The sequence below is a fragment of the Natronotalea proteinilytica genome (genome assembly GCF_055379935.1).
Map to the genome: position 1 here is coordinate 502,404 of NZ_AP043947.1, position 21,354 is coordinate 523,757.

General features: G+C 57.0%; 20 protein-coding genes. 5 read left to right on the forward strand and 15 right to left on the reverse strand.

Annotated features, from left to right (window positions below):
• Positions 1-35: 35 nt before the first annotated feature.
• The 6 genes from ACZ5AL_RS02245 to ACZ5AL_RS02270 form a co-directional block, all read right to left on the reverse strand.
• Positions 36-623 carry an anthranilate synthase component II gene (locus ACZ5AL_RS02245; RefSeq protein WP_464511888.1) on the reverse strand — a complete coding sequence of 196 codons (588 nt, stop codon included), beginning with the start codon at positions 621-623 and terminating at the stop codon, positions 36-38.
• Positions 624-667: 44 nt separating this feature from the next.
• Complete coding sequence (locus ACZ5AL_RS02250; RefSeq protein WP_464511889.1) at positions 668-1,084, reverse strand: four helix bundle protein; 417 nt, start codon at positions 1,082-1,084, stop codon at positions 668-670.
• Between the two features lie 64 nt (positions 1,085-1,148).
• On the reverse strand, positions 1,149-2,171 hold the full coding sequence (gene trpS, locus ACZ5AL_RS02255) for a tryptophan--tRNA ligase (RefSeq protein ID WP_464511890.1): 1,023 nt from the start codon (positions 2,169-2,171) through the stop codon (positions 1,149-1,151).
• 31 nt (positions 2,172-2,202) lie between these two features.
• Positions 2,203-2,676 (reverse strand): hypothetical protein, encoded by a 474-nt coding sequence (locus ACZ5AL_RS02260; protein WP_464511892.1) that lies wholly within the window; start codon positions 2,674-2,676, stop codon positions 2,203-2,205.
• 141 nt (positions 2,677-2,817) lie between these two features.
• Complete coding sequence (gene trpE, locus ACZ5AL_RS02265) at positions 2,818-4,323, reverse strand: anthranilate synthase component I (RefSeq protein WP_464511893.1); 1,506 nt, start codon at positions 4,321-4,323, stop codon at positions 2,818-2,820.
• A gap of 244 nt (positions 4,324-4,567) precedes the next feature.
• Positions 4,568-5,536 carry a Brp/Blh family beta-carotene 15,15'-dioxygenase gene (locus ACZ5AL_RS02270; RefSeq protein ID WP_464511894.1) on the reverse strand — a complete coding sequence of 323 codons (969 nt, stop codon included), beginning with the start codon at positions 5,534-5,536 and terminating at the stop codon, positions 4,568-4,570.
• 194 nt (positions 5,537-5,730) lie between these two features.
• Between ACZ5AL_RS02270 and ACZ5AL_RS02275 the strand changes: the two genes are divergently transcribed.
• Complete coding sequence (locus ACZ5AL_RS02275) at positions 5,731-6,183, forward strand: FKBP-type peptidyl-prolyl cis-trans isomerase (protein WP_464511895.1); 453 nt, start codon at positions 5,731-5,733, stop codon at positions 6,181-6,183.
• Between the two features lie 185 nt (positions 6,184-6,368).
• Positions 6,369-8,012, forward strand: coding sequence for an Rqc2 family fibronectin-binding protein (locus ACZ5AL_RS02280; RefSeq protein WP_464511897.1), 1,644 nt, complete (start codon positions 6,369-6,371; stop codon positions 8,010-8,012).
• A 5-nt stretch (positions 8,013-8,017) separates the two neighbouring features.
• Here ACZ5AL_RS02280 and ACZ5AL_RS02285 read toward each other — a convergent pair whose 3' ends face one another.
• The 7 genes from ACZ5AL_RS02285 to ACZ5AL_RS02315 all read right to left on the reverse strand — a co-directional run bounded on the left by ACZ5AL_RS02285 (position 8,018) and on the right by ACZ5AL_RS02315 (position 15,409).
• Entirely contained in the window at positions 8,018-8,557 is a 540-nt protein-coding gene (locus tag ACZ5AL_RS02285; RefSeq protein WP_464511898.1) for a hypothetical protein, read from the reverse strand.
• Between the two features lie 15 nt (positions 8,558-8,572).
• Positions 8,573-9,604, reverse strand: a complete 1,032-nt coding sequence (locus tag ACZ5AL_RS02290; protein WP_464511899.1) for a hypothetical protein — start codon at positions 9,602-9,604, stop codon at positions 8,573-8,575.
• A gap of 134 nt (positions 9,605-9,738) precedes the next feature.
• Entirely contained in the window at positions 9,739-9,978 is a 240-nt protein-coding gene (locus ACZ5AL_RS02295) for a hypothetical protein (protein ID WP_464511901.1), read from the reverse strand.
• A gap of 251 nt (positions 9,979-10,229) precedes the next feature.
• Positions 10,230-11,126 (reverse strand): TolB family protein, encoded by an 897-nt coding sequence (locus ACZ5AL_RS02300; RefSeq protein ID WP_464511902.1) that lies wholly within the window; start codon positions 11,124-11,126, stop codon positions 10,230-10,232.
• Positions 11,126-13,087 carry a M48 family metallopeptidase gene (locus tag ACZ5AL_RS02305; RefSeq protein WP_464511903.1) on the reverse strand — a complete coding sequence of 654 codons (1,962 nt, stop codon included), beginning with the start codon at positions 13,085-13,087 and terminating at the stop codon, positions 11,126-11,128. The genes ACZ5AL_RS02300 and ACZ5AL_RS02305 overlap by 1 nt, the downstream gene beginning before the upstream one ends.
• A 300-nt stretch (positions 13,088-13,387) precedes the next feature.
• Positions 13,388-13,999, reverse strand: coding sequence for a LemA family protein (locus ACZ5AL_RS02310; RefSeq protein WP_464511905.1), 612 nt, complete (start codon positions 13,997-13,999; stop codon positions 13,388-13,390).
• Positions 14,000-14,830: 831 nt separating this feature from the next.
• Positions 14,831-15,409, reverse strand: coding sequence for an energy transducer TonB (locus tag ACZ5AL_RS02315; protein WP_464511906.1), 579 nt, complete (start codon positions 15,407-15,409; stop codon positions 14,831-14,833).
• 433 nt (positions 15,410-15,842) lie between these two features.
• On the opposite strand from ACZ5AL_RS02315, the gene ACZ5AL_RS02320 reads away from it, so the two are divergent.
• Positions 15,843-16,496, forward strand: a complete 654-nt coding sequence (locus ACZ5AL_RS02320; RefSeq protein WP_464511907.1) for a Uma2 family endonuclease — start codon at positions 15,843-15,845, stop codon at positions 16,494-16,496.
• Positions 16,497-16,584: 88 nt separating this feature from the next.
• On the opposite strand, the gene ACZ5AL_RS02325 is transcribed toward ACZ5AL_RS02320, so the two are convergent.
• Both ACZ5AL_RS02325 and ACZ5AL_RS02330 read right to left on the reverse strand, forming a co-directional pair.
• On the reverse strand, positions 16,585-18,624 hold the full coding sequence (locus tag ACZ5AL_RS02325; RefSeq protein ID WP_464511908.1) for a glycoside hydrolase family 97 protein: 2,040 nt from the start codon (positions 18,622-18,624) through the stop codon (positions 16,585-16,587).
• 206 nt (positions 18,625-18,830) lie between these two features.
• Positions 18,831-19,523: a hypothetical protein gene (locus tag ACZ5AL_RS02330; protein WP_464511909.1), complete on the reverse strand. Its 693-nt coding sequence runs from the start codon at positions 19,521-19,523 to the stop codon at positions 18,831-18,833.
• A gap of 956 nt (positions 19,524-20,479) precedes the next feature.
• On the opposite strand from ACZ5AL_RS02330, the gene ACZ5AL_RS02335 reads away from it, so the two are divergent.
• Together ACZ5AL_RS02335 and ACZ5AL_RS02340 are read left to right on the forward strand one after the other, a co-directional pair.
• Positions 20,480-20,869 (forward strand): FluC/FEX family fluoride channel, encoded by a 390-nt coding sequence (locus ACZ5AL_RS02335; RefSeq protein WP_464511911.1) that lies wholly within the window; start codon positions 20,480-20,482, stop codon positions 20,867-20,869.
• Between the two features lie 20 nt (positions 20,870-20,889).
• Positions 20,890-21,258 carry a FluC/FEX family fluoride channel gene (locus ACZ5AL_RS02340; protein ID WP_464511912.1) on the forward strand — a complete coding sequence of 123 codons (369 nt, stop codon included), beginning with the start codon at positions 20,890-20,892 and terminating at the stop codon, positions 21,256-21,258.
• Positions 21,259-21,354 lie beyond the last annotated feature (96 nt).

Below are 21,354 nucleotides of genomic sequence, written 5' to 3' on the forward strand. Positions count from 1 at the left end.
GGACTGGAGGGCGGTGAGACGAGAAAACGAGAGGGTTATCGTTGTGGCGTGACAGCAGGCAGGCGGCGCATCCAGTTGGCAATGAGCGCAGGACCCGCCGCTGTTTTGACGCTTTCCGGGTGAAACTGAATACCTTCGATAGGCCACTCCACATGACGGATACCCATTACGATATCGTCATCGGTGGCAGCGGTGATGGTAAGTTCATCGGGGATGGTGTCGCGGTCGAGGATGAGTGAGTGGTAGCGCGTGGCAGTAAACGGCACATCAACGCCTTCGAAGATGGACTGTCCGTCGTGGGTCACCTCACTCGTTTTGCCGTGCATGAGCGAGGGCGCATGCACCACATCTGCACCAAAGACTTCGCCCATCGCCTGATGACCCAGGCACACGCCCAAAATGGGGGTGGTAGCGCCCATCGCTTCGATGAGCGGCTCGGTGATGCCCGCATCGGCAGGGCGCCCTGGGCCCGGTGAGATCACGATACCATCGGGGTTAAGCGCCTGCACCTCTTCCACCGTCAGGGCGTCGTTGCGCTCCACCACGATGTCGTCGGTATGCTCGCCCAGCAGGTGCACCAGGTTGTACGTAAAGCTGTCGTAGTTGTCGAGGACGAATATCATGTTTAGGGGTGGAGGGATGTAGGGGTGGATGTAGGTGTGAGGGACTACATGGCGGGGTCGTAGGGTACGTCGGTTTCCCGTGCTTGGTTGGCCGGTCCGCACCCGGAATCGGGGTTGGACATCATTTTTACCAATCCGCCCAAGGTGATGCGTAGTGTCTTCTCCAGTTTGGCGGCTTCTTCTGAGCTAAGGTAGCCACTGGCTTCAGCAAACTCGATCCAGACTAAGGTCTCTGCAGCTTCGCTTCCGGCATCGCTGATTTTGCTAACAAAGTGCTTCGGGTAACGCCGCTTGAACCAGGCTTCCCCGATATTGGCACAGATAGACCGCGATGAGCGACGAATCTGATCAGTCAGAGCATACTTTTCCTCAGACGGCCAGCGCTTCGATACCTCAAAGATCGCCATCGACGCCGAAAACGCCTGCTTGTATACGCGTAACTCCCTGTAATCCGTAACCATCGCCCTCTCGTTATTTTCCTGCCTTCCTACTTACACACCTCCACACATCCACCCTTCCACCCTTTTACACCGTCGTTGTCATCATCCCAGTGGCTTCGCGGACGCGGGCCATCAGGGGCTCGGCTTTGGCACGGGCGCGCTGGGCTCCGTCGCGCAGCACGTCGCGTACGTAATCGGGGCGCTGTTCTAGTTCGTGGCGGCGTTCGCGGGCTTCAGCGAAGCGGTCGTCAATCAACGACAGTAGTTCGTTTTTAGCGTGACCGTATCCGTATCCACCGGCTCGATATTTTTCGGCAATGTCGGCACGGGTATCGGCGTCAGCAATGAGCTTGATGAGCGCAAACACATTGCACTGGTCGGGGTCTTTCGGCTCATCAAGCGGAGTAGAGTCGGTGACAATGCTCATCACCTTTTTCTTGAGCGTCTTCCCTTCGTCGAAGATGCCAATGGTGTTGCCATAGCTTTTCGACATCTTGCGTCCGTCGAGGCCGGGCACCACCGACACATCGTCGAGGATGTACGGCTCGGGCAGCGTGAAAATCGGATCGTCGGGGCAGAACGTATTGTTGAAGCGCTGTGCCAGGTCGCGTGTAATCTCAATATGCTGTTTTTGGTCGGCTCCAACGGGCACGCGCGTACCGCCATACATAAGAATGTCGGCGGCTTGCAGCACGGGATAGTTGAGCAGCCCCGCATTTGGATTGAGCCCTTCGCTGACTTTCTCCTTGTACGACACGCCCCGCTCAAGCCGCGACACCGGAATCAGGTTGTAGAAGATCCAGGCCAGTTCGGTGACCTCGGGCACATCGCTCTGGATAAACAGCGCAGCTTCATCGGGGTCGAAGCCAAGGGCCAGGTAGTCCAGTGCCACATCCATGGTGTATTGGCGCATCTTGTCGGCATCGTGCAGCGACGTGAGCGCGTGGTAGTTGACGATGAAGTAGTACGCTTCGTGCTGCGTGTGCAGGTCAAGATGCTGACGCAGGGCGCCGTAGTAGTTGCCCAGGTGCAGGCGTCCAGAGGGTTGGATGCCAGACACAACGACAGGATCGGGGGCGGATGATGGATCGGATGCTGAGTCGGTCATGCGAGGGGGCGTGCAAACAGGTGATCGGGAGTTACGACAGGCGTTTGGCCATGCGTTTAATGACATCAAGGCGCTCGTCGCTGTTGTCGCGGACAAGCTCTAAGATGGCGCGGGTGCGCATCTGGTGTTCGATGTTGCGCCGTTCGTCATGGAGGCGATCGCGAAAGGCTTGCTCGCGTTCAACGAGCTCATCGAGGGCGTCGGGCAGATTGTTGCCCAAATCAACATCGCCCGGTTCGATGTCGGTGCCGTTGTAGGCAGTGCCCCCGGCGCTGAATACCGTTTCGCTGAGCTTGCCCACATCCGCGCGGGCCGTTTTGAGCAGGCTTTCAAGGGCCTCCACAACGCGCCGATCATCGGCTACACGAATGACGGCACGGTAGGCATGGTTGAGCAGAATGTGCTCTTTGATAAACGGATTGATGCGCTCTACAGTCTCTTCGCGGCTGATGGTGCGACCCATCCATCCGCGTCCGAGAAGCGCTTCGGCGATTGGATTCGGCATAGTAAACGGTTATGACAAAATGAGCAAAAAGGGAAGGCGGGAGGTAAGCAAACGGGCGCAGCACTTTGGCCCGATGCTTGGTTTTAACATAGCAAACGAGTCGGGCATCTGCGGCCAGGCCACTGGGTTTTCAACAGCGCCTCAAAGCAAGTCGGTGGTAGCTATGTGCAGGGCTTCGTGCAAGGCGGCGGCTTTGCTGCGTGTCTCCTCAAATTCGGCGGCCGGATCGCTATCGGCCACGATGCCGGCCCCGGCCTGTACGTATACGGTGTTGTCTTGCACCACCATCGTACGAATGGCAATACAGGTGTCGAGGTTGCCCGAGAAGTCGAGGTACCCCACCGCGCCGGCATAGATGCCACGACGCGTGGGCTCAAACGCGTCAATGAGTTCCATAGCGCGCACTTTAGGCGCTCCACTCACCGTGCCGGCAGGAAAGCAAGCCTGCAGCACATCCATGGGCGTTTGGTCGGATTGCACGATGCCGGTAACCGACGATACAATGTGCATCACATGTGAGTAGCGTTCGATGAAGGCGTACCGGTCTACGCTAATGGAGTTAAAGTTGCACACGCGGCCCAAGTCGTTGCGGCCCAGGTCGACGAGCATCAGGTGTTCGGCACGCTCTTTTGGATCGGCGGCCAACTCGTCGGCCAGGGCCTGATCGGCGGCTTCATCGTCGCCACGCGGACGCGTTCCCGCGATGGGGAGCACCTCGGCCTCGCCGTCTTCGACGCGCACCAGCACCTCGGGCGAAGATCCGACCAGCGCAAACTCATCGAAATCGAGGTAAAACAGGTAGGGCGATGGGTTGACCTGCCGTAAGGCGCGGTACAGGTTGAATCGGTCGCCGGTAAAGGGGGAGGCGAAGCGCTGCGACAGAACCACCTGGAAGATGTCGCCATCGACAATGTGCTGCTTGGCATCACGAACGGCTTGCTCGAACGCATCGCGCTCGAAGTTGGACTCGATTTCGGGGTCAGGCAGGTCGAGCGGTTCAGGATGCGGGGCAGAAGCGTTGAGTGTGGTTTCGAGGGCGTCGAGCCGTTTCTGTGCGTCATCGTATGCCGCACGGAGCGGCGTGTCGGGATACACGAACGCGCTGGCCATCAGCACGAGTTGGTGGCGTACGTGGTCAAAGGCGGCGAGGCGGTCGTAAAAGCCCCACACGGCATCGGGCAGGTTGAGGGTGTCGGGTGGGGCGTCGGGCAGGTGTTCGATGAGGCGCACGGTGTCGTATCCCATAAACCCGACGGCTCCCCCACGCAGGCGGGGCAGCTCGGGCGGTGCGACTTCGGTAAAGGGGGTAGTGAGACGCGTAAGCACGTCGAAGATCGTGCCCGAGGCGTCCAGGTCCTGCTGCCCGTCGACGGCGCGTCGGGTGGTGATGTTTACCGAGGCGCCATGGTCGGTAGCACGCACGAGGCGGTATGGGTCGCCTCCCAGGAAGGAGTACCGCGCCAGCTTTTCGCCGCCCTCCACGCTTTCGAGGAGAAACGGATAGTCCATGTCCTCGCGCAGCGCCAGAAAGGCTGCCACAGGCGTAAGCAGGTCGGCACTGCGGCGTCGGTGCACTGGAACGACGAGCGGACCGTTTGTTGTGGTGCGGGCCTTGTTAACATGGCGGGTAAACGCATCGAACGTCATAGCAAAGGAAGGCGATATCAATAAAAAACCCCCTGTCTGCAATAGACAGCGGGTTAGCGAGCACAGCAAATCAACGCACAGGAGGTGCTACGTACGTGCGGGGTGCCCAGTAACCCTGGTACCCCGCCACCAAGCGGCAATGTGTTGGGGGCGTGTATTCATCATGATATGTATATACGGCATGTCTACAGGGGTTGCAAACGCGGCGGTTGAAAATCGTGTTTGGTGCTTCCTTGTAGAGAGATTATGCCGTTTGAGGGGAGGCTTCGCGTCGGCGGCGCTGGTACATGGCCTCTACAATAAGCATGTGGGGCAGGGTGAGCACGCTGATCAGAATAAAGAGCAGCGCGATCATTTGCTCTTGCGCACCAAACGCCTCATTGACCAGGTAGAGTCCCCCAAGGCCCACAAACGAGATCACCGTAAAGAGAGCGGCCTTGCGGTAGAAATAGCTGACGGTGGCGCTACGTCCGTGCGATTGAAAGAAGCGCAGCACTTCAAGGATGTGACCCAGCGAGTGCCAGAGTCCGAAGTACACGGCAAACCCAACCAGCGGATGCGCGGTGATGAGGAGAGCAGCCAGCACCCCGGTGTTGAGCACTTCGCGTCCCAGGTCTACGGGATGTGCGTTTGACCATGCGTAGGCGGCTCCCAACCCAATGAGATGCTGTGCTACGAGTCCAGCCAGCAGCCCGTTAGGCGTGGTTGCAACGCCGGGCCATGTGCTTACGGCCACATCGGCAATCGCGATGAAAATGGGATCGACCACCTCCGGAAAGGCCACAATCGGAAGGCCAATCAGCATGATGCCGCGAGAGGTGTAGAGCATGGCATGGCCGGGCGCTGGCAGACCCCAGTACGCCAGATCGGCCTGCCCAAAGTGGTAGATGGTAAGCAGCAGAAAGATCGCTAGGCTCACGATCGGACTGATCAGCCACAGCACGCCATAGCCTGCCATCAAGGCCAGGTATACGGTATAAAACTTTGCCTGATCGCTCCACGACGGCCCCAACCCGTACAGATCGGCAGCTACAATGTGGTCAACGGCGCCATGCGGAATGCCGGTAAGCGCCACCATCACCATAAGCACGACAAAGGCAACCGACCCCAGGGCCAGTCCGCCCCACACCGAAAGCAGAATAGTGGCCAGTGTGCATAAAAGCACTACGCCGTAGATGCGAGGCTTGCGCAGGGCGGTATCATCGGCAGACATAAGCGAGGGTGACGTGTGCAAAAATGATCATCTGTATACATGCACAGCCCCGCATCAAGTGCCCGCTGGAAACAGATGGGATCTAACAATTCCGGAAAAGACACAATGGTATCATGCGAACGATGCTGAACAGACGAGCCCATGTAGCGTTAGCAATGGTTCGAACGATGCATTCATAAATCCCCTCGACCGCTGTGGCTACGGCACAACAAGGAGACGAAGTAGAAATTGAATACATCGGACGGTTTGAGGATGGCACCGTCTTCGACGCATCGGAAGACCAGGGGGCTATTACGTTCACGCTGGGGGGCGATGCAGTCATTGAAGGCTTGCAGGACCTGGTCGAAGGCATGGAGCCGGGCGAAACAAAGGTAGCTGAAGTGCCGCCTGAAAAGGCTTACGGGGCCCGCCGTCCTGACATGGTCAAAGAAATTGACCGTGCTCAGTTTCCAGATGATATGGATCCGGAAGTGGGAACGGCGCTGCGGTTGCGCATGGACAACGGCGAGCGCGTAAGTGCATTTGTTGCGCGCATCACCGAAGATACCGTCACCATTGATGCCAACCATCCCCTGGCGGGCCATACACTCACGTTCGAGGTTAAGCTTAACAAGATTCTGGATCCAGCTGCCTCGACCAGCGATTGATTGCTCTCGCATAATAAACGTGCCGCGGAGACGCGCATTGCCCCGATCAGGCTCCTGCTTTCATGAAGGCAGGGGCTTTTTATGTGGTGGGTATTATGGAGGCGACAGATCAGCTATTAAGGGGCGGTCTGCGTCTATATACGCCACCTGCTACGTCATTTTCAACGCCTCATTCTGCTCGCGTCATGATCAACAGTTACTTTACGCTACGTGCTCTGGTCAACCACTGGCACGACGATCTGGTTGGGTGCCGGGTGCACGATGCCTTTTCGCAGGTCAAGAATGAGTTTTCATTAGCGCTGACCGGTGCCGAATCCGACTGGATGCTCCGGTCGTCGGTACAACGACCGCTGCTTTTTCTGTTTCGTACCGAGGGCATCAGCAAGAAGAAGCGCAATGTAGCCACCCTCTTTCGCGGGGCACGGGGCCGTGTGATAACAGATGTGCGTATTGCGCATCTCGACCGCATGGTCATGCTCGACCTGAACGACGACTCTCGGCTGGTATGGCAACTGTTCGGGGCACGGGCGAATGTGTTCTGGGTGGATGCGCAGGGCCTCATTCAAGACGCGTTTCGCAACGCGGATCGTCTTGTAGGCAGCGAGGCGCCTACCCCACGTGCCGCCCCCATGCCCGACACGCTCGACGACTTCTTGGGGCGGTGGCGTCCCAATCGCAACAAAACGCGACAGGCCATTCAGTCGGCGGTGCCGCTGTTTGGACGCCTGCTTGCGCGGGAGACCGTCTACCGGGCCGATCTTGATCCGACTGCTGATCCGGAGACGGTGAGTGACCAAGAAAAAGAGGCGCTATACACCTCCGCCCAGACGGTGTTGTCTGATTTGCAAACGCCTGCGCCTCGGCTGTACGGACACGGGCCGTTCCCCGATGCTTTCTCGTTGATTCCATTGCAGCATCGGTCGGACGAGCGGGAGGGGTTCTGCGATGTGGATGAAGGCGTGCGCGTGTCGGTGCGCCGGATGCTGGCAAAGCAGCACTTTGACCGCCTCTATGATCCACTCGACGATGCGCTCACACGGGCGGCCGAGCGTGCACAGCGCACCACCAACAAGATGATGGACGAACTTGCCTCGGAGAGCCGGGCCGATCGGTATGAGCAGTGGGCGCACCTGCTCATGACGCAGCCGGACGTTGAGCCCGGTGCTGAGGAGGTCATGCTTCCGAATATGTTCAGCGAGGACGACGAGACTGTCACGATTCCGCTTGATCCGGCCAAGTCTCTGGTCGAAAATGCCGAGTACTACTACGACCGGGCGCGTCGCACACGGCGTTCGCGCGAGGAAGCCGAAGCGCGCCTCGATGATGCGATTGCCCGCGCCGAATCGGCCCAACAGCTGTTGGATGATTTGCATGCCATCGATACGCTCGACGGTATCAAGCGCTTTCGGAAGCAACGCACGGATGCGCTGGCTCCGTTTCTGGACTCCGGCAGCGCCGATCTAGACACATTTCCGTTTCGGCGGTTTGACCTGGGCGGGGGCTTTGAGGTGTGGGTCGGCAAAAATGCGCGCCAGAACGACGAGCTTACGTTTCACACCGCGCAGAAGTACGATATCTGGATGCATGCGCGCCAGGTGCCGGGATCGCATACGGTGCTGCATCTGCCGAACCGCGACGCCGATCCCGGACGCAAGCGCCTGGTGCAGGCGGCGCAGATCGCTGCGTATTACAGCAAAGCACGTGGCAGCGGGGCTGTGCCCGTTATGTACACGCGCCGCAAGTATGTGCGGAGTCCCAAAGGCAGTGCGCCGGGTGCGGTGACCGTGCAGCGCGAGGATGTGATGATGGTGGAGCCGGGGCTGCCGTAAGTCAGCTACGGAAGCGGGTAGTCATTTTCGATCCAATCTACCACCGCTTCAGCTCCAAATATATTATGCACCTGTTTCCGCTGCTCTAAATGAGGAATGTTGTATTCGTCAAATCGATAGGTGTCCTCGAATACAATGATGTGAGGTGTACCAGCAGTCGACACTTCGCTGTTAAAGTTGTGCAGCAGAGTCTCATTGTTGTAACGGGCTCCCAGACTCACCTCATCCCACTGCTCTGCATTATGGCGCTGCATGAAAGCCAGACCATCTTCTACCATCTCATCCATTGCAGCGAACACAAACTTTGTTGGCATGTCATGCACATTTTCAAAACCTCGTGGAAGCTTCGAAATGGCATCGACAACTTCATCGCGCGATGAGAATCCGCATGACGAGGCCCCCACGTAGTAGACCAGATAGATTTGCTCGTGCCCTCGATACGATACCTCTTCATCGGAGTTCGAACGATCTTGTGCCTGACATGCTATTCCTGTTACACTTAGAAGAATAATCAGGCAGCATGTGGTAGCAAATAGTTGTTTCATCTCTAAAGCTCTGCATCAGTTCAATTGATATTGAAATGTGGCAATCTGCAATGGTGTCTCTTCCCCGTTCACGTAGTCCGGGTCCGCGGTAGCATAAAGATGACCGTTGCGTCCCCCAATGAGAAACAAGTCATCAGGAACGTACACCGTAGCCCGTGGCTCGGCGTGTCCATGCTCGTACACATGCACGCGCTGCGTATCTACGTCCTGACCATCTGGCTTGTACGTTGCCACCGCATAGGTTCTATCCGTAAGTGCATACACATCTGACACGCGCCAGCTCTCGCTCCACCACGCAGCGTGCTCATCGGTGTAGTCGTACGGATTCAGATCAGCGGGGAATGTTGAATCTTCTGGTAGTCCCTGAAGTGTAGGGGTGTCGTCTATGAGTGCAAGGTCGTCCTCGTGATACCACTGCACTGGCGGTTCGCTTGGCAAGACCACAACAACCTGACCGTTGCCCAGTCCGGCCAGCCCACCGAGATTAAACCGGCTGGCAAAGACTTCGTATTCGCTACCCGAGGACACCTGAGCTTCATGAACGGGTTCGCCCTCCAGCGTATGCTTGGCGAGACGCATCTCGCCACCCGTGCTTGAAAGCGTGATGAGATGCGACTGCATCACCTTCATGTCAACCATGCTTGTTGGAAGGGTGAACTGGCGCGTGTAGGTGTAGGCACCTTCCGAACCATCCGGCGCAAAGACGCTTACCGTGCGCCCATCTACATCAAACGCGTACAGGCGACCTTGTGCATCCGCGTCGAGATATGCCAACAGCGAAAACTCGCCCGGGCCGTCGCCCGCCTGGCCGAGCGTCTCCTGAATGTCTCCGTCCGGCGTAACCAGCAGGATGCGCCGGTTCCCGCTGTCGGCCACTGCGATCAGCGAGTCGCCAATAGGCACCACTTGGCGTGTGGAACTGGGCGGCATGAGCGTATCGGGCGCCGTAACGGTGATGCGCGTTTCCTCGCCGAACACGTCTGACCACGACAGGTCGGTGGTAGCATCAGGCTCTGCACCACAGGCGGAGATAAGCATAATAAGCATGAAGAGCCAACCCAATATTTTATTTTCTTTGTCCATACACAACAAAATGAATATCAAGAAAAAAGCGTGGTAAGAGACTCCTATTATTGAGACTCTTACCACGCATTGCATATCACGAAACTGAGTGAGAATGATTATTTACAGCAACTAAAGTTACCATCTCCCAAGCAGTAGTCAGTATCAATAACACAGCCATCTCCGCAACACACTTCTGCCCAATTACCGGACTGTGTTGAACTTAATTCGATGGAACTGTAGGCGCTTGCTAATACGTCTGGAGAAAACACCAAAGCAACTCCTATGCAAAACGGGAAGACGATGAGAGGAATGATGAAAAGTTTTTGCGAGCTTAAATACTCGGCAATTAAATTCATAGCTAAACATGTCAGCTGTTATTTTCTAACTTACTTCACTTTCAAATGAAGTAAGAAGAAATGAGAAAAGAAAGCCGGAGGGGGGGGGGGGGGGGCTTGTCCATTATTTCACAATTGCTCCTCTTGAATTATGACATGCAGTTTAACCGTTCCAAACGTTAAGTAGAGCAAGACACGAAACAGTGACCGTGCAGCGCGAGGATGTGGTGATGGTGGAGCCGGGGCTGCCGGGATAACCTTCTGCACCTGCACTACACATCATCAGGGGGCGCCACGACAATGGCCAGTTTTTGCTCCGTGGGGGATACCGCAATACGAGACGGTGTGGCGGGGGCCCAGTCGTAGACTTCGCACCATTCGGCCGTCTCTGCCTCCCACTGATAGAGCGCGGTGCCCGACGTCATGAGCAGATGGCCATCGGGCGTCCAAGCATGGTCGGCGTCGCCCTCAAGAGCGGGGGCGTGGACCTCAATGTCAGTGGGGCTACGCACTACGATCAGTGAGTCGCCGTCTTGGGTACGATCGACTGCACTGATTGCGTGATCGGTGTGGGGGAGCGCTTGGAGCGATGGGCCAATGTCGGTACGCAGGGTATCAACTGTACCGGCGTCAAGGTCAGCCCACTGCAGGGTGGGAGGCTCCCCGAGCACAAACATGGCTACACGATCGGGATCGGCCCAGGCAAAGTAGCCCACGGGTTCGACGTCTGGCAGAAGCAGCGTTTCGTCGAAGTTGCTGCCCATGGGAAGTTCCCACAGGCGTTGGGCTCCGTCGTCTTCCACACGTACAACGGTGAAGGTGGTATCAGTACGTGGCGTGGGAGAGTATTCGCTGGTTTCGGTGACGGTACGTGCTTGAGGCGTATCGTCATCCAGCGGCCATTCGTAGATGTCGGTTGCGCCCGCGCGTTCTGAGGTATACAGAAATGATGCGCCATTGGCAGTGAACTGCGGCTGGTTGTCGTAGCCGGTCCGCTGAGTGCGATTCACCAGCGTATCCAGCACAAGACGTCCATCGTTGATACTGTACGTGGCCAAGTGAATATCTGTGTTGGGGGCTTCGGAGGGCGTATCGGTATCAGAAGCACACGCACCGAGCCCAATCAGAAAGGGCAAGACCAGAGCAAACAGCCACGCACGAGATCTCATCAGGCCGAGAGGGTGTCAGATTCAAAGAGGAAGGGCGGCAGTGGGCAGGCCAGCGCTTCGGCTACAGCCATGAGCAAATCGGCCTCGGCATCGGTGACTTTATCGTTGGCGAGCACGCACCGTGCGCACGCATCAATGACTTGCTCTTTGAGGGCCGGGCGCGTTTGAGCGAGACGGTCAAGGGCATCGTCGAGGCGTTGCGGCGGAGCGCTCACACGCTTGTACGACGACGGGTCGGTGACATCGTCGAATGCAGCAAGACCTGCTTGAAAGTGCTTGCTGGCTTCTCGATTGGAAGATGCGCCGGCTTGGGCAATCATCGAGAGCAAGGCGATGGCATCGTCCTCGATCTGGCTGAACCGCTTGAAGCGTGCTCGGCTATCGGAAGGATTGGCCAGGTGGTCGAGGCGATGGCGAATGATGGTTTCGAGTGCATACTCGAAGACGGTCAGTTGGTCATCGGCGCGAACCAGATCCTGTACCAGGTCGTGAATCTGGGTGCGCTGATCGTCGGAGAGGTCGCGCAACGCGGGCGCGGCTACGTTGATAAGCGGCAATCGCAGCCGGTGCGGCAGGTCGTGAAGGTCGTTGAGCAAGCGCTCCACCTCGTTCACTACCTCGTCGGGGGCGCGTTTTTGGAGGAGGGTTTCTTGGGCGGTACGCGCATTGGGGTCGGGGTCGAGCAAGAAGCCGTATATGATAGCCGTGGCGCCGAGCGGTTCGTGAGCCGCATCGAGCAGATCATCGGGGAGCGCTGCCCGGATTTTCGCACCCATATCGACCGCGTCGGCGGTCAGTTCACCGGCTTGGTTCACCACATCTTCCGGCGTGGGTGGCTCCTTCGATGCGCTTGATGCCGCGGCGCCCGCCGCCCCAGCGGCAAGACCTGAAACCCCTGCGGCTTGTGCAGCCTGCGAGCTATCACCACCCGACGTAGATCCGGGCTTGCGCTGCTGCTGTTCGGCATCGAAGTCGGAGTCGATTCGCTTGATGCGTTCGTCTAGCGGGGGATGTGTGGCAAATGCACCGCTTCCAAACAGCTTACTCGACACGCCGTCGCTGAAAAACAGGTGGCTTGACTCCTCGGCCTTTGTGTGCTCGATGGTTGACCCGGCGTCGTATCCGGCAATTTTTTTGAGTGCGCCTCCAATGCCATTCGGGTTGCGGGTGAACTGCACCGCCGAGGCATCAGCCAGAAACTCGCGCTGGCGCGACACCGCACTTTTGATGAGGCGCCCACATAGCAGGCCCACACTGCCAATGATTAGCAGTGCTATTCCGGCAGCAATCATGACCAACTGCGATTTGTTGTCGTCGCTACGGCGGCGGCCCATACTGCTGTAGAACGTGGCGCGCAGCAACGTACGCCCGAGGATAGCAATGAGCAGAATGCCGTGCAACACCCCCATCAGGCGGATGTTGAGACGCATATCACCGTTGAGGATGTGGCTGTACTCATGCGCAATGACACCCTGTAGCTCCTCCCGATTTAGTTGCTCCATGCAGCCACGGGTTACTCCAATGACGGCATCGTCGAGCGTGTATCCAGCCGCGAAGGCGTTGATGCCTTCCTCTTCGAGTAGATAGACTTCGGGAGCCGGCACCCCAGAGGCAATGGCCATCTCTTCAACGATATTGCGAAGCTGCTTCTCGTTGAAGTTAGACGGATGTTTGCCAATCGGACGTCCATCCAGGGCTTCGGCTACCACATGGCCGCCTTGCTTCAGTTGGCTCACTTTGAAGACGCTTCCGCCTCCAACAATGAGCACTGTTCCCCCGGCAATTAGCACAAACAGGCCGGGCTGAATCGGTGAAACGGCGCCTTCAGCCATGAACATAAGAAGGATGACGCCTACAACGTAACCCACCACAATGAGTCCAGCGACTGCTGCGATGAACAGAAAAATGAGCCGCGTGGTGTTGCGGCGGGCCTCATCTTGGCGTTCAAAAAAGTTCTTCATGGGGGCGTAAAGAAACTACAGGGGCTTTTGCACAATCCGTGGTCTATAACCTACTGCTGTGTCACAGCTGAAAGTTAGGGTCCAAAATTGTCATCGCGAGGAGGGAGCTTGCGACCGACGTGGCGATCTCATGCTGGTGATTGGGCGGCTACATCCGACCTGACAGCAATGAAGATTGCACTTCAGGAGCATCTGTTCGGTACGCTCACAGCACCACGCCGGGCGTAGTTTTCCTCTTCGCGATGTTAACACCGAACCATAACATTGCAGGTACGACCATGCACAGAAGCAGGGGTACGGTTAGTCGAACGAGATTTCGGGGACCTCGCGAGCGGCGGGGTCTTCGAGCTCGAAGTATTCGGCTTCGCCAAAGTTGAACAGACCGGCGAAAATAACCGTGGGGAAGCTGTTCCGGGCCGTGTTGTACCGCATTACCGAGTCGTTGTACGACTGACGCGCAAACGTGAGCTTCTCCTGAGTGGTTTTTAGGTCTTCCTGGAAGCGCATCACGTTCTCGTTTCCTTTCAGCTCCGGGGTGTCTTCCACCTGGATCTGCAGCCCACTCATCTGGTTTTCGAGGAGCTGCTCGGCAGCAACCAGCTCTTTCATTGCCTTCGAGTCGCCGGGATTGTCAGCTGCTTTCTGGCGGGCATCCTCTGCTTTCTGTCGCGCACTGGTGATTTTGTCAAAGATCTCCGCCTCATGGTCCAGGTAGCCTTTTACAGCACCCAAAAGCTGCGGGATCATCTCGTGGCGATTCTGCAGCTGTACGTCAATTTGCTTGAAAGCATTTTCGTACTGCTGGTCTAATTTCACCAGCTTGTTGTATTGACTGGCCGCATACAGCCCAAGCACAATAAGGGGAATAAATATCACCGCTAAGATGACGATGATGATAATAATTGTGGACATGGTTGGTCAGGGGGCTAACAAACAAAGGAATGCGAAAAATAGGGGGCCAGTGACACATGCGTATTTGCAGTGCGCAAACGGCCATGATGGGGACGGCTTCTCACATAAGATGCATCACTATGCCCCCATAAGGTTCCTGAATCGGCGAAATTCTCTGCTTGACTACCTGAGTACAGTCACGTGTCAATGTTTGAGTTCAAGGGAAATGACAGCCTGCACGATAATAACAAAACACCTGTCATGGTGAACGAGGGCCGACGGAGGAGGCCCATGTAGCCGCCGAATGGCATTCGGTGGAACCATCTCCTCGACGCTCAGCAGATACTGGCGAACCAGAAGCCCTGCTCATTTCGGATAAGTAGACCCACAAAAGTATCTTTGATTATGTCATTGCGAGGAGCGCTAGCGACGCGGCGCTGTGAGCGCAGCGAACGAGTGCCTTTAGGGTGCAATCTTGTGCCATCAAGCCGGGCAGCACCGTCCAGGTCGGGGGCATGAGATCGCCGCGTCAGTCGCAGGCTCCTTCCTCGCGATGACAAGGTGTAAATATATTTCTTTTGAGCTACCTAGTCTATGCACACAACTCGAGATGGTGATAATCGTTGATCACGGGTTGCAATCTGGACTTGTTGTTGACGGGTTGCAATCTGGACTTGTTGTTGACGGGATCATTAACGTATTGGCCAGAACGAGGGACGGCGCCAGCGGGACCTCGTGCGGCCGATGCCTGTTCTGGATCCTGGATCGCGCTCGCAGGCTCGCTTGCCTGTCTGGAACTCGATTCAGGATCCATTCCCCCGACTATTCCCCCGAGAAGACGCCCAGATGGGTTCATTCTGCGTCCAGGCTAAACTGAACCCACACGGTTGAGCGAGCTGCTACGGGTTCTCCACGAACCTGTGCAGGTTCAAAGTCGGCCTCACGCACAATGCGAAGGGCTTCTTCATCAGCACCGTAGCCAATCCCGCGCAGCACCTCCGCCTCACGTACCGTGCCATCGGGATTAATGGTTGCTTGAACGTAGACGCGCCCTTCGACGCCTCTCTTAGCTGCACGCGATGGGTACGACACCTGTTCGGTAAGGGCGCGCAGGCCTCCTACGGGAGCAGGATCTTGCTCGGTGACGGTGTACACCCGGTCTCCGGTGGCTTCGTCTTCTTCGTAGCGCTGCTCATCAGCGTCGTGATCGGCCAGACGTTCAACTTGTTCATCGGACGAATCCACAGCTTGATCAGCGTCTTGGGACGGATCAGGGCTGATTATCAGCCACATGGCAAGCGCCCCGATAAGCATTGACGTAAGAACCACTCCAGTCAGGGTAGCGATGTGAGAGAAGGATCCAGTACTCGTGCCCTCATCAAAAGAGGACGGGTCGGAGCCGGTCGGAGAGTTAGAGCGTGATTCAAACATCGTATTTAAGGTTGAGTCCCTGTCCTTATGAGCAGCAATAGCCTTATAGGAAAAGCTATCAATTTACCTTAAGTTAAAGAGGTCGTCACCAATTATCAACATGGTCTGCGAGTAACCGATGTGGATGTTCAAGTCCGGATCGTCTCTAGTGGCGATCTTATGCCGTTGATTGGGGGGCTGCATCCGGCCTGATAGCATGAGATTGCACCCCAGGAGCACTTCCTCCTTAGGGTCAGGGCGCGTCGCTGCGCTCGCAATGACAAAGGGGGCGTTTTTCTGGGAGCACATGCATTCCCCGAAGAGTGACCTGTGACAAAGCACTACCTTCGCCGTAGTGAACCGGGGTGAGCGTGCGGCGGGATCTGTAGGGCGCTCATCCGGTATTTATCGTGCATAATGTACACGAACCCTTCACGTCCGTCAGGGCATGGTTATGGCAACAACTGTTGATGTACCGCGCGACACCTCTGCTCTCGACGCTGTCATGCGCCCCGTGCTCCCCTGCCAGCGCATGCGGATCCAGTTGGAAACGCCCCTCTCCGACGAAGCATTCCGCGCGCTCTGCGCCAAGAACGAAGGCCTCTCCATCGAGCAAAACCCTGACGGCACCCTCACGCTTATGAGCCCTATCGGCGGTCTCTCTTCTGCTCGTAATTCGGTCATCACCCGCTATCTGGACGAGTGGAGTGCGGAAAACAAGGACGGAGTCTCATTTGACTCCAATGGCTTGTTTAAAATCTCGACGGGTAGTATCCGTGCTCCCGATGCAGCCTGGGTACGGCGCGAACGTTTTATGACACTTTCTGAATCCGAGCGAGAAGGTATCCTGCCTCTATCCCCCGACTTCCTCATCGAGCTCCGTTCGCCCTCCGATCCGCTGGACGTGCTGAAGAGCAAAATGAACGAGTACATGCGCGCGGGGGTGCGGCTCGGCTGGCTCATCGATCCGCTGACGGAAACGGTTAGCATCTACCAGCCGGATACACTCCGCACGACACTCGACCGCCCCGATACTGTAGCCGCCGAGACCGTGGTCAACGGATTCACGCTGCCCATGAAACGCATCTGGGATCCGCTGGCGGAGTAGCGGCTTCCCGTTCGATTCAGGCACCTGCGCTCAATTCTGGAATGCACCTCCACACAGGATGTACCTCCACACTTCCACCCATAAACTCCTACTCCAACCGCTCGATGTCCTCGTCAGTGGCCGGGCGGAAGCGGATGACCTGTCCGCCACTTGCAGCAAGGCGCAGCGTGAGTTCGGTGGTGTGGTCAACGAGGCGCTCCTCGGTCACCATATCGTACGGCGCGTGGTCCCAATGGGCATCGGTGCCGTCGCGGTAGATCTCGGCGACATACTTGGTGTCGGCATCCAGAAAGTGAAGGGGCGCCGAGAGCACCCGTCCGTTCTCGTCGGTGAGGCTGCCCAGATACCAGTCGTCGCCGCCGCGCTCTTTGCGAACCATCGTGATGTAGTTGCCGATGCTGGCGTTAAGCACCTTGGTGTCGTACCAGTCGGTCGGTACGTCTTTGATGAACTGAAAGGCCTCGGGCTGCTCCTCGTAATTTTCGGGGAGGTCGGCCACCATGTGCAGCGGACTGAAGATGGTGATGTATAGTGCCAACTCCTTGGCGAGCGTGGACTTGATGCGGTTATCGGGGCGGTATTCGTCGTAGTGCAGATCCACCATGCCGGGCGTGTGGTCAAACGGTCCGGCCAGGTTGCGGGTGAACGGCAGGGTTGCTGTGTGATCGGGCGGATTGCCCCCTGCATCTCCCCACGCATCATACTCGCGGCCTTTGGCCACTTCGCTGGTCATCATGTTAGGATACGTGCGGCGCAGTCCGGTGCTTTTCACGCCTTCATGCACGTTCAGCGCAATCTGGTGCTCGGCGGCCAGTTCGATAACGTCCAGGTGGTGGTTCACCATAAACTGCCCGTGGTGCCACTCATTGTGTTCATTGCCCTCGTCGTCGTAGCGCACGATTTCAGTACCGTGGCCTACATAGCCGCTTTTCACAGCGCGTACGCCCAGGTCTTCGTAGAGCGCAAACGCATCGTGCATCTGGTCTTCGTAGTGCAAGACGCTGGCCGATGTCTCGTGGTGGCCCATCAGACGCACGTCGTTGTCGAGCGCATATTGGGCGACCTCTTCCAGGTCAAACTCGTCGATCGACTCGGTGAAGCTAAAGACCACGCCACTATCGTACCAGGCTTCGTCCCACCCCTCATTCCAGCCTTCCACCAGCACATGATCGAGGCCATGCTCGGCGGCGAAATCGATGTACCGTTTTGCGTTTTCGGTGGTTGCGCCGAGGCGGTCGCCCGGGTGCCAGGTGGACTTATCGAGGTGCATCTCCCACCAGATGCCATTGTACTTAGCGGGCTTAATCCAGGAGGTATCTTCCAGCTTGTTGGGCTCGTTCAGGTTTAGAATCAGATACGACGTGATCAGGTCGCCCGGCGTATCCGCAAGCTGAAAGGTGCGCCAGGGGGATACGCGGGTATCGGTGACACGCACGCGGTCGCCTTCACTCCACGGCATCAGATTCGACTTGAGCGTGTTCTCGCCCGTGCGTTCCAGCGTCATCGTCGAGAAGTCGACCAGTGCGGCCTCGTGCATGCTGATGTAGAGATCGTTCTCGGTGCGCATGGTGAGCGGCGTATGCACCGTATCGGCCTTGCTAAGCGGCGTATTCTCGAAGTAGTACTCGAACCGATTCCACTGATACGCATCGATGTACCACGACTCATGGTCGCCCGTCAGGCGGAACTCGGTCAGTTCATCCGCAATGCGAAACTCCTCCAGGCCCTCCTGTTCGGGAAACTCATAGCGGAAGCCTACGCCATCGTCGTAGACGCGGAAGGTCACCACCAGATCGCGCTCGGGGGCCTCCTGCTCGGTCAGGTGGATGCGCATTTCATTGTAGTGGTTGCGGATGAACTGCTTCTCGCCCCATACCTGCTCCCAGGTCTCGTCGAACGTGCTGGTTTCGACCTCGGTGATGGCAAACGGCCCGTCGAGATCAGGCGCATCCTCCAGCAAAAATCCGAGCGGGGACGGTTCTACGACCGGCTCGCCCAGTCGCGTGATCTGGTACATAGGCACGCCATCCTGCACCTCCACATGCACCTGGTTAATGGATTCAGGAGAGGCGGTGCTGTGGCGTTCGTCCTCAGGCGGGTCGTCGGATGCCAAAGCGGTGGCAGGCATAGAAAGGAGAAGCAAAGCAACAACCAACGAAGCAAGACGCATAGATTGAGGGCAACATCAAGGAGTGAACCAGCAGATGGTTTGCAGGAGGCACACATGTGCCAAACCATCATGCGAAATGCAGGCCATGCAGGAGGGGTTTCGACAGGGGGGCGTCCTGGATTGCGGGGCCCTTGTTTTTCAGCAATGCGGAGTCTCTTGAGTGGCTACAGTCCGAATCGATATGTAAGCTCCACAAATCCGAGAATGTCGGGTGTGGGGCGAATGGTTTGGTCGGGGGATACGAACGTCAGCGTAGAAGAGGTGGGCAGCCGCACGCCAACGCGAAAGGTGTCGTGAATCAGCAGTCCTCCGGTGAGAGCGCCTGCTATACGTCCTCCGTCGGAATCGATTGCATGTCCGCTGGGCGGGTTTTCGGAGAACGAGGGCGCCATTGTAACGAGCAGGCCGCCACCGGCAAACACACGCAGCAAGTCTTGCTGGATGTAGGGAAGCGAGTACGCACCAATAGTTTCTATCGACATAAGATGCGCATCAAACGTAAACGGCGCATCTGCTGTGCCCGACACCTGTCCCGATACGCCGTTGTACCCGATGCGCAGATCCACGCTATACTGTTCGTACTGTCCCATGCGTCGGTCTACGCCCACATGTAGCGTCGGCTGGGCGGCAGACACATATTTCAGTATGTTATTATTGGGGTTTTGCCGAAGCGCACCGCGGTATCCGTATGCGGTGATTCCCACTCCGCCGTAGATCCCATCCAAAAAGAACGATTGTGTGTCCACCGTCGATGGGTCGTCTGTTGGCAACGGATGGCTTGTGTCTTGGGCGAATCCCGGCAGTGCGAGCAAAGCCATCAGCACCCCCACCAGCCAGGCTGTAACACGTTGTCCCATTGATTTGTGGTCGCTATCCAGGCTATATTTATCCGTCTGTGCCGCACCTGATTGAAACGTATAGGTTCCACCAGGGCATTTCGTTTGGTTGTTCGTCGCCTGCGTGCCTATGTTGAATCGTTCGTCGGTAGCGATAAGATGTTAAGTGATTGACATGTGGTTTACATCATCGCAATCCGCTCAAACCCCCTGTCTTCGAGCTTCGCCGCAGGCGTGATCCTGTGGACATCTCCCCCTTGGCTAAGGCTAACACAACCTGAGATGGTGATAATCGTTGATGATCGCTCGCCTGTCCTGAACTCGATTTAGGATCTGGATGACATTCGAGGAGGGGGCATTTGGGCTGAAAGGGGCCTTCGTCTCCAGCACCGTCCCCCCGACACGTCATCCTGAACTTGATTCAGGATCCATGGTGCGGGGGAGTGCTGAAGCGTACGGATTGGGCACCAACTTACGACACCAACTTACGAACCAAGGCCTGCTTCGATAGCCTGCTGATGTGCTTGTGAAGCGTCTGCTTGTGGGGCGCCTGCTTGTTCTGGATCCTGGATCGCGCTCGCAGGCTCGCCTGCCTGTCCTGAACTCGATTTAGGATCTGGATGACATTCGAGGGGGTGGCATTTGGGCTGAAAGGGAGCTTTCGTCTCCCAGCACCGTCCCCCCCGACACGTCATCCTGAACTTGATTCAGGATCCACTCGCCCGAGCAGACGCCCAGGTGGGTTCTTTTTGTGGGGTCCAACAGTCTCTCATTGAACAGACGGTGGAGGAAGCCAACTTTAAATAAACAACATAGCGAAGAAAAAGTTATGTGCAAGGACTAGTGGCTAAGGGGGAGAAACCCGTAGAGAGAGGGTTCGAACAAGACAAAACTGCGGTGCTCGATCACCCTATCATTTAGCGTTTATCCACTACCCGTTCGTCTTTTTCTGCTCTATTCGTTTAGTGAGACTAACAGTGCGCAAACATATTTTTGTCGGACTAACCGTGATGGCGGGCGGAGCATTTGGGGGCGGTCTCCGATATGCGCTTATTCTTCTGGCTCCCTACGAACCCGGCGACATACCCTGGATCATCTTTGCCGAAAACATTGCGGGCGCGTTTTTGCTGGGGTGGATTGGACGCTGGCTGATGCATGCGCATCCGAGGCATATCTACTTCCGTCTGTTTCTGACCACCGGACTTCTGGGCTCGTTTACTACTTTCTCGACCTATGCCCTTGACCTGGTGTACCTGGTTGAGGCCGGACGCTCTCTCGTGGCGCTTGGCTACGCCTCGGGAAGCATGATACTCGGATTGCTGGCCGCCCTGTCGGGCCTCGTTGCTGCCGATCGTCGCTATGCATAACCTGCTTCTCTCTCCAACTCATGATGTATCTGGCTGTTTGCGTGGGCGCTGCCTTTGGTGCGCTGGCCCGTCATCTCACCGGAGTGTTTGCCACGCGCCTCACCCGGCGTAGCACGCTTGGCACCCTGCTTGCAAATGTGCTGGGGTCGCTGCTGGCGGGAGGCATAGCCGGAGCCTCCCTCGCCTGGGGATTGCCTTCCACATGGCATGTGATCATCGGCACGGGATTTCTGGGCGCGTACACCACGTTTTCGTCCTGGATGGTCGAAGCCGCCGCGTATCTGTGCGACGATGAGTCGGTCAAAATGATAATCTATGTCATAGGTAGCACGATCTTAGGCACGGCTGCAGCGGCTGTGGGCCTGATCGGCACGCTGGCCCTGGTGTAACGGGTAACTGTCCTAATCCACTGAAAAACAAATGTAAAACCCTTTTTCTCGTGCCTCAACTTGACATACGAACATTTTCGTACTATAATACGAAGC